Annotated in this window: 10 protein-coding genes; 9 read left to right on the top strand and 1 reads right to left on the bottom strand. The window is 59.6% G+C overall.

Annotated features, from left to right (window positions below; all coding sequences use genetic code 11):
- Positions 1–142: 142 nt before the first annotated feature.
- The 5 genes from tpx (at position 143) to KVG88_RS03320 (ending at position 9,803) form a co-directional block, all read left to right on the top strand.
- Positions 143–643, top strand: a complete 501-nt coding sequence (gene tpx, locus KVG88_RS03340) for a thiol peroxidase (protein ID WP_046032182.1) — start codon at positions 143–145, stop codon at positions 641–643.
- Positions 644–821: 178 nt separating this feature from the next.
- Positions 822–2,138, top strand: coding sequence for an MdtA/MuxA family multidrug efflux RND transporter periplasmic adaptor subunit (locus tag KVG88_RS03335; protein WP_217870320.1), 1,317 nt, complete (start codon positions 822–824; stop codon positions 2,136–2,138).
- Complete coding sequence (locus KVG88_RS03330; protein ID WP_217870319.1) at positions 2,135–5,239, top strand: MdtB/MuxB family multidrug efflux RND transporter permease subunit; 3,105 nt, start codon at positions 2,135–2,137, stop codon at positions 5,237–5,239. The genes KVG88_RS03335 and KVG88_RS03330 overlap by 4 nt, the downstream gene beginning before the upstream one ends.
- A complete protein-coding gene (locus tag KVG88_RS03325; RefSeq protein ID WP_217870318.1) occupies positions 5,236–8,343 on the top strand; it encodes an efflux RND transporter permease subunit in 3,108 nt (1,035 codons plus the stop codon). The genes KVG88_RS03330 and KVG88_RS03325 overlap by 4 nt, the downstream gene beginning before the upstream one ends.
- Positions 8,340–9,803 (top strand): efflux transporter outer membrane subunit, encoded by a 1,464-nt coding sequence (locus tag KVG88_RS03320; RefSeq protein ID WP_217870317.1) that lies wholly within the window; start codon positions 8,340–8,342, stop codon positions 9,801–9,803. The genes KVG88_RS03325 and KVG88_RS03320 overlap by 4 nt, the downstream gene beginning before the upstream one ends.
- Before the next feature lie 131 nt (positions 9,804–9,934).
- Here KVG88_RS03320 and KVG88_RS03315 read toward each other — a convergent pair whose 3' ends face one another.
- Entirely contained in the window at positions 9,935–10,075 is a 141-nt protein-coding gene (locus KVG88_RS03315) for a hypothetical protein (RefSeq protein ID WP_217870316.1), read from the bottom strand.
- On the opposite strand from KVG88_RS03315, the gene KVG88_RS03310 reads away from it, so the two are divergent.
- From KVG88_RS03310 to KVG88_RS03295, 4 genes are all read left to right on the top strand, one after another.
- Positions 10,068–12,149, top strand: coding sequence for a putative bifunctional diguanylate cyclase/phosphodiesterase (locus KVG88_RS03310; protein WP_150700581.1), 2,082 nt, complete (start codon positions 10,068–10,070; stop codon positions 12,147–12,149). The genes KVG88_RS03315 and KVG88_RS03310 overlap by 8 nt on opposite strands.
- A 227-nt stretch (positions 12,150–12,376) precedes the next feature.
- The gene (locus KVG88_RS03305; RefSeq protein WP_150700580.1) at positions 12,377–13,123 is read left to right on the top strand and encodes an SDR family oxidoreductase; all 747 of its coding nucleotides are present in this window, start codon (positions 12,377–12,379) and stop codon (positions 13,121–13,123) included.
- A gap of 250 nt (positions 13,124–13,373) precedes the next feature.
- Positions 13,374–13,538, top strand: coding sequence for a hypothetical protein (locus KVG88_RS03300; RefSeq protein ID WP_191630426.1), 165 nt, complete (start codon positions 13,374–13,376; stop codon positions 13,536–13,538).
- 1 nt (position 13,539) lies between these two features.
- Positions 13,540–14,208, top strand: a complete 669-nt coding sequence (locus KVG88_RS03295; RefSeq protein ID WP_217870315.1) for a hypothetical protein — start codon at positions 13,540–13,542, stop codon at positions 14,206–14,208.
- Positions 14,209–14,238 lie beyond the last annotated feature (30 nt).

Genomic DNA, 14,238 nt, shown 5'->3' with positions numbered 1-14,238 from the left:
GTCGAAATCGCGAGCAGGCTCGTTCCTACAGGGTTTGGCGGTGTATACAAGTTTTGTATTCGGGGTAGGTCGTCGGACAATTTCGTGGTTAACTTCTGCCTCGTCAAAATTCTCCATCACAACGTTCAGAAGGACTCCGTTCATGGCTCAAGTCACTCTTAAAGGCAATCCGGTTCAAGTCAACGGCCAACTGCCTCAAGCCGGTTCCAAGGCGCCAGCCTTTTCCCTGGTTGCCGGCAATCTGTCCGACGTCACCCTGAAAGACTTTGCCGGCAAGCGCAAAGTGCTGAACATCTTCCCAAGCGTTGACACCCCGACCTGCGCCACGTCCGTGCGCAAGTTCAACGCCCAGGCCAATGATGTCGCCAACACCGTGGTGCTGTGCATCTCCGCTGACCTGCCGTTCGCCCAGGCGCGTTTCTGCGGCGCCGAAGGCCTGGAAAACGTCCAGAACCTGTCGACCCTGCGCGGTGCCGAGTTCATCGAGAACTACGGCGTGGCCATCGCTGACGGCCCGCTCAAAGGCCTGACCGCTCGTGCCGTCGTCGTGCTGGACGAAAACGACAACGTGCTGCACAGCGAACTGGTCAAGGAAATCGCTGAAGAACCGAACTACGAAGCGGCACTCGCTGTTCTGAAGTAAGTCTGGTTTTACAATTGTTAACGGCCTGGCCCTGTCCAGGCCGTTTTCATTTGTGTTTCAGTGTCTTGGATAAATCTCCTGTTACGTAAGCCGAAGGTAAATTGCCGGTAAAGGCGCTTTGCTTAAGACCCGCCAGTGCTTATCGTTCAGCCTCATGTAAAGAAAGCCCACGCGCCCAATGGTTGATCACTCAATGCAATCCTCCGCTTCCCGTAGTCCCCGTCGCTGGCTGTTCGGCCTGCTTGTCCTGCTGGTCATCGCCGCCCTGTGCTGGAAATTCTGGCCTGGCAGTGCTGGGCCCAAAGAGGGTGCGCAGCAGAAAGCCGTGGCCGGGCACACGGGCAAGGCGGGCGGAATGCGTCCGGGGTTCGGCGGTGCTACCGGGCCGGTTCCGGTGCGTGTGGCGCCAGCGGTCACCGGCGACTTCCCGCTGTATTACAAGGCGCTGGGCACCGTGACTGCGCTGAACACCATTAATGTGCGCAGCCGCGTAGGCGGGGAACTGATCAAGATTTCTTTTGAGGAAGGGCAGATGGTCAAGGCTGGCGATCTGCTGGCCGAGATTGATCCGCGTCCTTACCAGAATGCGTTGCTCCAGGCCGAAGGCACTTTGTTGCAGAATCAGGCGCAACTGAAGAACGCTCAGGTAGATGTCGAGCGTTATACCGGTTTGTACCGCGAAGACAGCATTGCCAAGCAAACCCTGGACACCGCCGTCGCACTGGTCGGTCAATACCAGGGCACGGTCAAGACTAATCAGGCGGCGGTCAACGACGCCAAGCTCAATCTCGAATTCACCCGTATCCGCGCGCCCATCGCCGGCCGCGTTGGCCTTCGCCAACTTGACGTCGGTAACCTGGTAGCGGCCAACGACACCACGGCGCTGGCGATCATCACCCAGACGCAGCCGATCAGCGTGGCCTTTACCTTGCCGGAAAACAGCCTCGACACCGTGCTCGCTCGCTATCGCAGCGGCGCGAAACTGCCGGCCGAAGCCTGGGATCGCGGCGACACCAAATTGCAGGCCACCGGCGTACTTCAAAGCCTGGACAACCAGATCGATGTCACCACCGGCACCCTGAAATTCAAGGCGCGCTACGAGAACCGCGACCAGGCGCTGTTTCCCAATCAGTTCGTCAATGTGCGCCTGCTGGCGGATACGCTCAAAGGCGTGGTGCTCGCGCCTTCCGCCGCCATTCAGTTCGGCACCAACGGCACATTCGTCTATGCCCTGGACGGCGACAAGAAGGTCAAGATCCGCCAGTTGAAAATCGGTGCCAGCGACGGTGAGAACACCGTGGTCACCGAAGGCCTTTCCGCCGGTGATCGCGTGGTGCTGGAAGGCACCGACCGCTTGAAGGATGGCAGTGACGTGGAAGTGGTCAACGATCCGCAGCAAGTGCCCACCAGCCCGGCTGGCCATTTGCAGGGCAAATCCGCAGCCAACTCGGCTGAGCCGGCACCCGCTGACAAGGCGAAAAAGGGCGGCGCATGAATCTCTCGCGGCTGTTCATCCTTCGCCCGGTAGCGACCACGCTGAGCATGCTGGCCATTATTCTGGCCGGCGTGATTGCTTATCGGTTGCTGCCCGTGTCGGCCTTGCCTCAGGTCGATTACCCGACCATTCGCGTCATGACCCTTTATCCCGGTGCCAGCCCGGATGTCATGACCAGCGCCGTCACCGCGCCGCTTGAACGACAATTCGGGCAAATGCCCGGTCTGACGCAAATGGCCTCCACCAGTTCCGGTGGTGCGTCGGTGCTGACCCTGCGTTTCAGCCTCGACATCAACATGGACGTGGCAGAGCAGCAGGTCCAGGCGGCCATCAACGCCGCCACCAATCTGCTGCCCACGGACCTGCCGGCACCGCCGGTGTACAACAAGGTCAACCCGGCCGACACGCCGGTACTGACCCTGGCTATCACCTCCAAAACCATGCTGTTGCCCAAGCTCAATGATCTGGTCGATACCCGCATGGCGCAAAAAATTGCCCAGATCAGCGGCGTCGGCATGGTCAGCATTGCTGGTGGCCAGCGTCAGGCGGTGCGGATCAAGGTCAATCCCGAGGCTCTGGCGGCCAACGGTTTGAACCTGTCGGACGTGCGCACGCTGATTAGCGCCTCGAACGTCAACCAGCCAAAGGGCAACTTCGACGGCCCGACCCGGGTGTCGATGCTCGATGCAAACGATCAACTGACTTCGCCCAAGGACTACGCCAACCTGATCCTGGCCTACGCCAACGGTGCGCCGCTGCGCCTCAAGGATGTCGCGGAAATCGTCGATGGCGCCGAGAACGAGCGTCTGGCCGCGTGGGCCAACGAAAACCAGGCCGTGCTGTTGAACATCCAGCGTCAGCCCGGTGCCAACGTCATCGAAGTGGTCGACCGGATCAAGGCCTTGCTGCCGAGCATCACCGACAACCTCCCGGCCGGACTCGACGTGGTGGTGCTCACCGACCGTACTCAAACCATTCGAGCCTCGGTCAAGGATGTGCAACACGAACTGTTGATCGCCATTGCACTGGTGGTCATGGTCACGTTCCTCTTTCTGCGTCGGGCCAGCGCGACGATCATCCCGTCGGTGGCCGTGCCGCTGTCGCTGATCGGCACCTTCGGCGTGATGTACCTGGCGGGGTTCTCGGTCAATAACCTGACCCTGATGGCCCTGACCATCGCCACCGGTTTTGTGGTGGATGATGCGATCGTCATGCTGGAGAACATTTCCCGGTTTATCGAAGAGGGCGACAGCCCGCTGAATGCGGCGCTCAAGGGCGCCAAACAGATCGGCTTCACCCTGATTTCCCTGACCCTGTCGCTGATCGCCGTACTGATTCCGCTGTTGTTCATGGCCGATGTGGTGGGGCGTTTGTTCCGCGAGTTTGCCATTACCCTGGCGGTTGCGATCCTGATTTCCCTCGTGGTGTCCCTGACGCTGACGCCGATGATGTGCGCGCGTCTGCTCAAGCGTGAGCCCAAGGAAGAAGAGCAGGGCCGCTTCTACCGGGCCAGCGGTGCGGTCATCGACTGGATGATCGCGGCGTACGGGCGCAAGTTGCAGTGGGTGCTCAGGCACCAGCCGCTGACCCTGATGGTGGCCATCGGCACATTGGCGCTGACGGTGTTTCTGTACATGGTCGTGCCCAAAGGCTTTTTCCCGGTGCAGGACACCGGGGTGATCCAGGGTATTTCCGAGGCGCCGCAATCCATTTCCTTCGCGGCGATGAGCGAGCGTCAGCAAGAATTGGCCAAGGTCATCCTCGCAGACCCTGCGGTCGAGAGCCTGTCGTCCTACATCGGTGTCGATGGCGATAACTCGACGCTCAACAGTGGCCGGTTGCTGATCAACCTCAAGGCCCACCGTGACCGTGACCTGAGCGCGACCGAGGTCATTGCACGGCTGCAACCCGAGCTGGACAAACTGGTGGGTATCCGCCTGTTCATGCAGCCGGTACAGGACCTGACCATCGAGGACCGGGTCAGCCGCACGCAGTACCAGTTCAGCATGTCGTCGCCTGATTCTGAACTGCTGAGCCTGTGGAGCGGGCGACTGGTCGAGGCTTTGGCACAACAGCCAGACCTGACCGACGTCGCCAGCGATTTGCAGGACAAGGGACTGCAGGTCTATCTGGTGATCGACCGTGATGCGGCGTCGCGGCTCGGGGTCTCGGTGTCGAACATCACCGATGCGCTGTATGACGCCTTCGGGCAGCGGCAGATTTCCACAATCTACACCCAGGCCAGCCAGTATCGCGTGGTGCTGCAATCGCAGTCCGGCGAGAAAATCGGCCCGCAGGCGCTGGACCAGATCCACGTCAAGACCACCGACGGCGGGCAGGTGCGCTTGTCCAGCCTGGCGCGTATCGAAGAGCGTCAGGCGCAACTGGCGATCACCCACATCGGCCAGTTCCCGGCGGTGATGATGTCGTTCAACCTCGCGCCGGGCGTGGCGTTGGGGCATGCGGTCGAGATCATCGAGCAAGTGCAAAAAGACATTGGCATGCCGATTGGCGTGCAAACCCAATTCCAGGGCGCAGCCGAAGCGTTCCAGGCTTCGTTGTCGAGCACATTGCTGCTGATACTGGCGGCGGTGGTGACCATGTACATCGTGCTGGGCGTGCTCTACGAGAGCTACATCCATCCGATCACCATCCTTTCGACCTTGCCCTCGGCGGCGGTTGGCGCCTTGCTCGCATTGATCCTTAGTGGCAACGACCTGGGGATGATCGCGATCATCGGCATCATTTTGCTGATCGGTATCGTCAAGAAGAACGCGATCATGATGATCGACTTCGCCCTCGACGCCGAGCGCAATCAGGGCATGGACCCGCAGACGGCCATCTATCAAGCCGCGCTCCTGCGTTTCCGGCCGATCCTGATGACCACGCTGGCGGCTTTGTTCGGTGCGGTGCCGTTGATGCTGGCCACCGGCTCCGGTGCGGAACTGCGTCAGCCGTTGGGTCTGGTGATGGTGGGCGGGCTGTTGCTGAGCCAGGTGCTGACGCTGTTCACCACCCCGGTGATCTACCTGTATTTCGACCGTCTCGGCCGGCGCTGGGGGCGCAAGCCTGAGCCTGTGGAAGCGGTAGAGCAGCCATGAACCTCTCCGGTCCTTTCATCAAGCGCCCGGTAGCGACCATGCTGCTGAGCCTGGCGATCATGTTGCTGGGTGGCGTGAGCTTCGGCCTGTTGCCGGTGTCGCCGTTGCCGCAAATGGACTTTCCGGTGATCGTGGTCCAGGCCAGCCTGCCTGGCGCCAGCCCGGAGGTCATGGCATCGACCGTGGCCACGCCGCTGGAACGCTCCTTCGGCGCCATCGCCGGGGTCAACACCATGAGCAGCCGCTCAAGCCAAGGCTCGACCCGGGTGATCCTGCAATTTGACCTCGACCGTGACATCAACGGTGCGGCGCGGGAAGTGCAGGCGGCGATCAACGCTTCGCGCAACCTGTTGCCGAGCGGGATGCGCAGCATGCCGACCTACAAGAAGGTCAACCCGTCCCAGGCGCCGATCATGGTGCTGTCGCTGACCTCGGATGTGCTGGAAAAGGGTCAGCTGTACGACCTGGCCTCGACCATCCTGTCCCAGAGCCTGTCCCAGGTGCAGGGCGTCGGCGAAGTGCAGATCGGCGGCAGCTCCCTGCCGGCCGTGCGTATCGAACTCGAACCCCAGGCGCTCAACCAGTACGGCGTAGCGCTGGACGATGTGCGCAAAACCATCGCCAATGCCAACGTACGCCGGCCCAAGGGTTCGGTGGAGGACGGCGAGCGTCTCTGGCAGGTGCAGGCCAACGACCAGCTGGAGAAAGCCAAGGATTACGAATCGCTGATCATCCACTATGCCGACGGCGCGGCCCTGCGCCTGAAGGATGTGGCCAAGGTCAGCGACGGCGTCGAGGACCGTTACAACAGCGGGTTTTTCAACAATGACGCTGCGGTGCTGCTGGTGATCAACCGTCAGGCCGGTGCCAACATCATCGAGACGGTCAACGAGATCAAGGCGCAGTTGCCGGCGCTGCAAGCAGTGCTCCCGGCCAGCGTCAAACTGAATCTGGCCATGGACCGTTCGCCGGTGATCAAGGCCACCTTGCACGAAGCGGAAATGACCCTGCTGATCGCCGTGGCCCTGGTGATTCTGGTGGTGTTCCTGTTTTTGGGTAACTTCCGCGCTTCGCTCATTCCGACGCTGGCGGTTCCGGTGTCGCTGGTCGGCACTTTTGCGGTGATGTACCTCTACGGGTTTTCCCTGAACAACCTGTCGCTGATGGCGCTGATTCTCGCCACGGGATTGGTGGTCGACGATGCCATCGTGGTGCTGGAGAACATCTCGCGGCACATCGATGCCGGCGTTCGCCCGATGAAAGCGGCGTACTTGGGCGCCCAGGAAGTGGGCTTCACCTTGCTGTCGATGAACGTGTCGCTGGTGGCGGTGTTCCTGTCGATCCTGTTCATGGGCGGGATTATCGAAAGCCTGTTCCGCGAGTTCTCCATCACGTTGGCGGCTTCTATCGTGGTGTCGCTGATCGTGTCCCTGACCCTGACTCCCATGCTTTGCGCGCGTTGGTTGAAGCCGCATACGCCGGGCGAGGAAAACCGCCTGCAACGCTGGAGCCAGCGGGCCAACGAGTGGATGGTCGGCAAATACGCAACGAGCCTGGACTGGGTGTTGCGTCATCGGCGGCTGACGCTGCTCAGCCTGATCGTGACGGTCGGCGTTAACATTGCCCTGTATGTCGTAGTGCCAAAAACCTTTTTGCCTCAGCAAGATACCGGCCAGTTGATCGGATTTGTGCGCGGCGACGATGGCCTGTCGTTCACTGTGATGCAGCCGAAAATGGAAATTTTCCGCCGCGCAGTGTTGAAGGATGAGGCAGTCGAAAGCGTGGCCGGCTTCATCGGCGGCACCAACGGCACCAACAATGCGTTCATGCTGGTGCGTCTCAAACCAATCAAGGAGCGTGGCATTTCCGCGCAAAAGGTCATCGAACGCCTGCGCAAGGAAATGCCCAAGGTGGCGGGCGCGCAACTGATGCTGATGGCCGACCAGGACCTGCAATTCGGCGGTGGCCGTGAGCAGACCTCGTCGCAGTATTCCTACATTCTGCAAAGCGGTGACCTGGGTTCGCTGCGCGAGTGGTACCCCAAGGTCGTCACGGCGCTCAAGGCGTTGCCGGAGCTGACTGCGATTGACGCCCGCGAAGGTCGGGGTGCGCAGCAAGTGACATTGATCGTCGACCGCGATCAGGCCAAACGCCTGGGTGTGGACATGAACATGGTCACGGCGGTACTGAACAACGCCTACAGCCAACGGCAGATTTCGACCATCTACGACAGCCTCAACCAGTATCAGGTGGTGATGGAGGTCAATCCGAAGTACGCGCAGGACCCGATCACCCTCAAGCAGGTGCAGGTGATCACCGCCGATGGCGCGCGGATTCCGTTGTCGACCATCGCCCATTACGAAAACAGTCTGGAAGACGATCGCGTCAGCCACGAAGGCCAGTTCGCTTCGGAAAGCATTGCCTTCGACATGGCCGAAGGCGTGACGGTGGAGCAGGGCAGTGCCGCCATCGAGCGAGCAATTGCCTCGGTGGGCCTGCCGGAAGACGTGATCGCGAAAATGGCCGGTACCGCCGACGCCTTTGCCGCCACTCAGAAGAGCCAGCCGTGGATGATCCTGGGCGCGCTGCTGGCGGTGTATCTGGTGCTGGGCGTGCTGTATGAAAGTTACATTCACCCGCTGACGATTCTTTCAACGTTACCTTCGGCAGGTGTGGGCGCGCTGCTCTCGATCTATGCGTTGGGCGGTGAATTCAGCCTGATTTCGCTGTTGGGGCTGTTCCTGCTGATCGGCGTGGTGAAGAAAAACGCCATTCTGATGATCGACCTGGCGTTGCAACTGGAGCGTCATCAGGGCATGGCGCCACTGGAGTCCATTCGCAACGCCTGTTTGCAACGTTTGCGGCCGATCCTGATGACCACCCTGGCGGCGATCCTGGGCGCCTTGCCGTTGCTGCTCGGTCGCGCCGAAGGGGCGGAAATGCGCCAGCCATTGGGCCTGACCATTATCGGCGGGCTGATTTTCAGCCAGGTGCTGACCCTTTACACCACCCCGGTGGTTTACCTCTATCTCGACAAACTGCGCCACCGTTTCAACCATTGGCGTGGTGTGCGTACCGATGCTGCTTTGGAAACTCCGCTATGACTGACCGTCCGCTGTTCAACCTGGCTGTACCGCTGATCACCGCCCGAGGCTCGCGGTTGTTGAGCCTGTCGCTGTGTGCAGTCTTGCTCAGCGCTTGCGCCATCGGCCCGGATTACCAGCGCCCGCAAACCGCTGAACCTGCGCAGTACAAGGAAGCGGCGGGCTGGCGTCAGGCCAATCCCAGCGATTCCCTGGCCCGTGGAGCATGGTGGGAGCTGTATGGCGATCAACAACTCAATGGTCTGATCGAGAAACTCAACAGTTCGAACCAGACGGTGGCGCAATCCGAAGCCCAGTTCCGCCAGGCCCAGGCTTTGGTGCGCAGCGCCCGGGGCGCGTTTTTCCCTACCGTCGACCTGACCTTGGGTAAAAACCGCTCAAGCCAGGGCACCGGCAGCAGCAGTTCCAGCCTCACCAGTTCTTCCAGCGGCATTCGTGACACCTACACCGCACAGGCCGGGGTAAGTTGGGAAGCGGATGTCTGGGGCAAGTTGCGCCGTGGTCTGGAAGCCGACACTGCCAATGCCCAGGCCAGCTTCGCCGATCTGGCGGCGATGCGATTGAGCCAACAGTCGGAACTGGTGCAGAACTACCTGCAATTGCGGGTGATCGACGAGCAAAAGCGTCTGCTGGAGGCCACGGTCGAGGCTTACCAACGTTCGCTGAAGATGACGGAAAACCAATACCGTGCCGGTGTGTCCGGCAAGGATGCGGTGGCGCAGGCACAGACGCAGCTCAAGGGCACCGAAGCGGACATGGTCGACCTGATCTGGCAGCGCGCCCAGTTCGAGAATGCCATTGCCGTGCTGGTCGGATTGCCACCGGCAGAGTTCAGCTTGGCGGAAACCGAGAACATCCCGGCGTTGCCGCAGGTGCCGTTGAGCCTGCCTTCGCAGCTGCTGGAACGTCGTCCCGATATCGCTTCGGCTGAGCGCTCGGTGATTGCCGCCAACGCCAACATCGGCGTGGCCAAGGCGGCGTACTACCCGGACCTGACCCTGAGTCTGAACGGCGGTTACAGCAGCAGCACCTCGAAAGACCTGTTCAGCCTGCCGAACCGTTTCTGGTCGGTGGGGCCGCAATTGGCCATGACCCTGTTCGACGGCGGTCAACGTTCGGCCGAAGTCGACCGCAGCGAGGCGGCCTACGACGAAACCGTGGCCAAGTACCGGCAGACCGTGCTCGATGGCTTCCGCGAGGTGGAAAACTATCTGGTGCAGCTAAAGGTGCTGCAGGACGAGGCCGTGGTGCGGCAACAGGCGCTGGATGCCGCCCGCGAATCGTTGCGTTTGACACAGAATCAATACAAGGCCGGAGTGATCGCCTATCTCGATGTCGTGGTGGTGCAAGCGGCAGCGTTGAGCAATGAGCGCAGCAACCTGGATTTGTTGCAGAGCCGCTTGATCGCCAGTGTGCAGTTGATTGCCGCGTTGGGCGGCGGCTGGGACGGCCAACTGTAGGAGCTGACTCGTGAAACGAGGCTGCGATCTTTTTATTTTGATCTTCGTTTGGCACAAAAAAAAATCGCAGCCTCGTTTTACTCGGCAGCTCCTACAGGGTGGAGGTGTTGCTCCAGAGCACTTTTGCTCGATCAAACGAGCGTTTCATCGGCTTGATGGCCTTTTGCTAATTTTGTGAGTGCGTTCTCATTTGGAATCAGTACAATCGCCAGTTTTTCGCCCCCGAGAATGGAAGCGATACGGCGGTGATTCTGAGAATTTTCCATGCTCATCGGTAGTTATTCCCCCACGCTGGTCATCATTTCGTTGTGTGTGGCGATCCTCGCCTCTTACACCGCCCTCGACCTGACCGGTCGTATTGCCACGGCCAGGGGGCGTGCCGTGCATCTATGGACAGCGGGTGGCGCGTTCGCCATGGGCGTGGGCATCTGGTCGATGCACTTCATCGGCATGCTCGCTTTCAAGTTGCCCATCGATCTGGGCTACGACATTGCCATTACCTTGCTCTCGTTGCTGATCGGCATTCTTTCCAGCGGCTTCGCCCTCTGGCTGGTCAGCCAACCGCAATTGCCCCTGTGGCAACTGGGGTTCGGAGCGCTCGTCATGGGCGCCGGGATCAGTGCCATGCACTACACCGGCATGGCCGCCATGCGCATGCAGCCGGGAATCGACTACGACCCGACGCTGTTCAGCACTTCGCTGTTCATAGCGGTCGGTGCGTCCGGTGCGGCGTTGTGGATCGCTTTCCATTTGCGACAACACACCCCGTACGTGCGGCTGATTCGTGGCGGCGCGGCGATAATCATGGGCATCGCCATCGTCGGCATGCATTACACCGGAATGGCCGCTGCACAGTTTGCCGATGGCAGTTTCTGTGGTGCCGCCACCAGCGGCCTGAACGGCAAGGGCCTGGACAACCTCGTCCTGATCACCACCCTGGCGGTGCTGAGCATCGCCTTGCTGACCTCGATCCTCGATGCACGCCTGGAGGCTCGCACGGCAGCCCTGGCGCAATCCTTGACCGAAGCCAACCGTGAGCTGACTCAATTGGCTTTGCACGACACCCTGACCGGGCTGCCGAATCGGGTGTTGCTGGCTGACCGTATCGATCAGGCCATGTCGCGGGTGGACGGCGAGGGCGGTTGCTTCGCCTTGATGTTCATTGACCTGGATGGCTTCAAACCGGTCAACGATGCGTTCGGTCACCACATGGGCGACCAGTTGTTACGTGAAGTCAGTCTGCGTCTGCGCGAGGATTTGCGCAGCCAGGACACGCTGGCGCGAATCGGTGGCGATGAGTTTGTGCTGTTGGTGCAGTTGAGTGAACCGAACGATGCGATGGGCCTGGCTGCACGCCAGGTCAGTCTGATTGCCCGTCCGTTCCGCGTCGCTGAACATGACTTGCAGATTTCCGCCAGCGTCGGCATCGCCCTGTACCCGGGCAATGGCCAGAGCGCCCATGAATTGCTGATGAACGCCGACGCCGCGATGTATCACGCCAAGGGCGCGGGCAAAAACGGTTACAGCTTCTTCGACGCTTCGATGAACAGCAACGCGCGCAAGCAACTGCAACTGCTGCAAGACCTGCGTAATGCCGTCGAGCACCAGGAATTCAGCCTGCACTACCAGCCTAAGTTCGACGCCAACAATGGCCGGCCGGTCGGCGCCGAAGCGCTGTTGCGTTGGGAGCACCCGACGCAGGGCATGCTGCTGCCGGACAAGTTTATCGAGCTCGCGGAGAAAACCGGGCTGATCATTCCGATTGGCGAATGGGTGCTCAACGAAGCCTGCCGCCAGATGCGCGAATGGTATGTGTTGGGCTACACCGACTGGCGCATCGCGGTGAACCTTTCCGCTTTGCAGTTCTGCCACGCGGGTTTGGTGCAAAGCGTTGCCAAGGCGCTGGCCACGCACCATTTGCCGGCCAACAGCCTGACCCTGGAAATAACCGAGACCACGGCCATGAGCGACGCCGATGCGAGCATGACCGTGTTACAGGAACTGTCGGAAATGGGCGTCGATTTGTCCATCGACGACTTTGGCACCGGTTATTCAAGCCTGATGTACCTCAAGCGCCTGCCCGCCAACGAGCTGAAAATCGACCGCGGCTTTGTGCGCGACCTGGAGCGCGACAGCGATGACGCTGCGATCGTCTCCGCGATTGTCGCCCTTGGTCAGGCGCTGGGGTTGCGCATCGTCGCCGAAGGCGTGGAAACCGGCGTGCAGCAAGACTTCCTGACCCAACTCGGTTGCGATTCGTTGCAAGGCTACCTGCTCGGACACCCGCTGCCAGCCGAGCGCTTCATGATCGAAATTCACCGCGCCGAACAGCTGGAAACTGCCTGAAACACTCCGTAGCAGCTGCCGAGCCTGCGAGGCTGCGTTCGGCGGCGCAGCCGTCGTAAACCCTGCGCATGAAATCCACCTGAAGCACCGCACAGCCTGATTTCGCGACGGCTTCGCTGCCGAACGCAACCTTGCAGGCTCGGCTGCTGCTACGGCTTCATGCAAAAACCGGCAAGGACGGTTATTCTTCCCCTCGACCGCTTACGCTTGAAATGGGGAAAGCTTGCATGGATAAAGTCATCGTCATCACAGGTGGCAGTCGCGGCATCGGTGCCGCTACCGCCCTGTTGGCTGCCGAACAAGGCTATCGGATCTGCATCAACTATCTGGCCGATGAACAGGCTGCGCAGAGCGTGCTGGAGCAAGTTCGCGCCCTCGGTGCCCAAGCCATTGCGGTCCGCGCAGACGTCAGCATCGAAGACGAAGTGATCGCGCTGTTCCATCGGGTCGATACCGAACTGGGCCGGGTCACGGCACTGGTGAACAACGCCGGCACCGTAGGGCAAAAGTCCCGGGTCGACGAAATGTCCGAATTCCGCATTCTCAAAATCATGAAAACCAACGTCCTGGCGCCGATCCTCTGCGCCAAGCACGCGATCCTGCGCATGTCGCCCAAACACGGTGGCCAGGGTGGCAGCATCGTCAACGTGTCCTCGGTCGCTGCACGCCTGGGCGCGCCCACCGAATACGTCGACTACGCGGCATCCAAAGGCGCGCTCGATACCTTCACCATCGGTCTGTCCAAGGAAGTGGCCGGCGAGGGGATTCGCGTCAATGCGGTACGGCCCGGCTACATCTACACCGATTTCCACGCCTTGAGCGGCGATCCGGACCGGGTCAGCAAACTGGAATCGGCGATCCCGATGGCACGGGGTGGGCGCCCGGATGAGGTGGCAGAGGCGATTGTCTGGTTGCTGTCGGACAAGGCGTCGTATGCGACGGGAACGTTTGTTGATCTGGGTGGCGGTCGTTAAGACAGACAGGCCTTTGCGCATATCAATCTTTAAGTTCTTGTAGATCTCATCTAAAAAATACTTGCACCACAAACAACGCACCCTGGTTATAGGGGCGGTGTTTGTGGTGTTGATTTTTATGGCCTGTTATTTGTTATATCGTGCATTACATGTGGTTCGTGTGCGACTTGAAAGCGTGAGGTGTCGAGCTTACTCTCGGGTTGACTTCGCAATTGGCGATGTTCAAGTTAACTAATGGAGAAGTAAGTAAATGGATCTTTACAAAGATGAAGTCGCTTTCTGGGATGAGTTTGTTCTGCGTTATTTGCACAGGGAATATTCAGGCCTGGCGTCGATGGATTATCTGACAGGCGCTGCATATCTGGCTGATCAAATGATTCTGGAGCGGCGCAAACGCAACGTGGTGGAAGACTAATATGAGTCAGGATGATTTGAATAAATCGGTTGTCGCTCATCTTTTTCTGGCAGGAAAGCCACTGGTGTTGAATTACCAGTTGATGGAGAATCGACTGAAACGGCCTCGTCTCACAGCCGCCCAGCGTGCAGAATACAATCGTCAGCTTAGCGAGGAGGGTGGCTTTTTAACGGTGGCGGATCGTGAGAGCGATGATCCATTACTGATTCACTTTCGTTCGGAAAATGATCGATACACTATGCGCGTGGTCACGCCAGGGATGTTTTTTGGTTTTTTCCTGAGTATGGAAAAAATACAAAGCGCGGCGGGAGAAACAGTGGCGACTGGAAATCTTGTGGTCACGCAAGACGATAATCCAACGCGTTTTTATATGAATGCCTTGGGCGTTGGCCCCCAGCGCTTGTTAAATGTTGCTCGAAAGCCGCTTGTGAGTGAAAGGGCAATAGATGAGCCGGTCGTAGAGACAGTTGCATTACGGAAACAGGATGAGATTCTGGGGCCAACTTATATTTACAAGAATGAATCGCGTCTTGAGAACGACCCTCAGCGATATTTTTCTGACACATTCCTACGTGCGGCGCACGTTATATGGGATCCAGTACCCGTTGAGTTTGGTGTGCAAGTCCGGGGCTCCGGTATTGTTGAGTTCAGCGATATTGGTTTAGCTTGATCAGACTCACAGTGAGCTGAAAATGGCCGC

Origin of the sequence: Pseudomonas azerbaijanoccidentalis, assembly GCF_019145495.1 — a bacterium.
Taxonomy (GTDB): Bacteria; Pseudomonadota; Gammaproteobacteria; order Pseudomonadales; family Pseudomonadaceae; genus Aquipseudomonas; species Aquipseudomonas azerbaijanoccidentalis.
The sequence above is the reverse complement of the archived record's forward strand: the minus strand, read 5'-3'. Positions and strand labels throughout refer to the sequence as shown.

What these genes read in the sequence shown, in the direction of transcription:
- KVG88_RS03295 (WP_217870315.1), top strand. Translation starts at nt 13,540, where the DNA reads ATGAGTCAGGATGATTTGAATAAATCGGTTGTCGCTCATCTTTTTCTG.
- KVG88_RS03300 (WP_191630426.1), top strand. Translation starts at nt 13,374, where the DNA reads ATGGATCTTTACAAAGATGAAGTCGCTTTCTGGGATGAGTTTGTTCTG.
- KVG88_RS03335 (WP_217870320.1), top strand. Translation starts at nt 822, where the DNA reads ATGGTTGATCACTCAATGCAATCCTCCGCTTCCCGTAGTCCCCGTCGC.
- KVG88_RS03330 (WP_217870319.1), top strand. Translation starts at nt 2,135, where the DNA reads ATGAATCTCTCGCGGCTGTTCATCCTTCGCCCGGTAGCGACCACGCTG.
- KVG88_RS03325 (WP_217870318.1), top strand. Translation starts at nt 5,236, where the DNA reads ATGAACCTCTCCGGTCCTTTCATCAAGCGCCCGGTAGCGACCATGCTG.
- KVG88_RS03320 (WP_217870317.1), top strand. Translation starts at nt 8,340, where the DNA reads ATGACTGACCGTCCGCTGTTCAACCTGGCTGTACCGCTGATCACCGCC.
- tpx (WP_046032182.1), top strand. Translation starts at nt 143, where the DNA reads ATGGCTCAAGTCACTCTTAAAGGCAATCCGGTTCAAGTCAACGGCCAA.
- KVG88_RS03315 (WP_217870316.1), bottom strand. Translation starts at nt 10,075, where the DNA reads ATGAGCATGGAAAATTCTCAGAATCACCGCCGTATCGCTTCCATTCTC.
- KVG88_RS03305 (WP_150700580.1), top strand. Translation starts at nt 12,377, where the DNA reads ATGGATAAAGTCATCGTCATCACAGGTGGCAGTCGCGGCATCGGTGCC.
- KVG88_RS03310 (WP_150700581.1), top strand. Translation starts at nt 10,068, where the DNA reads ATGCTCATCGGTAGTTATTCCCCCACGCTGGTCATCATTTCGTTGTGT.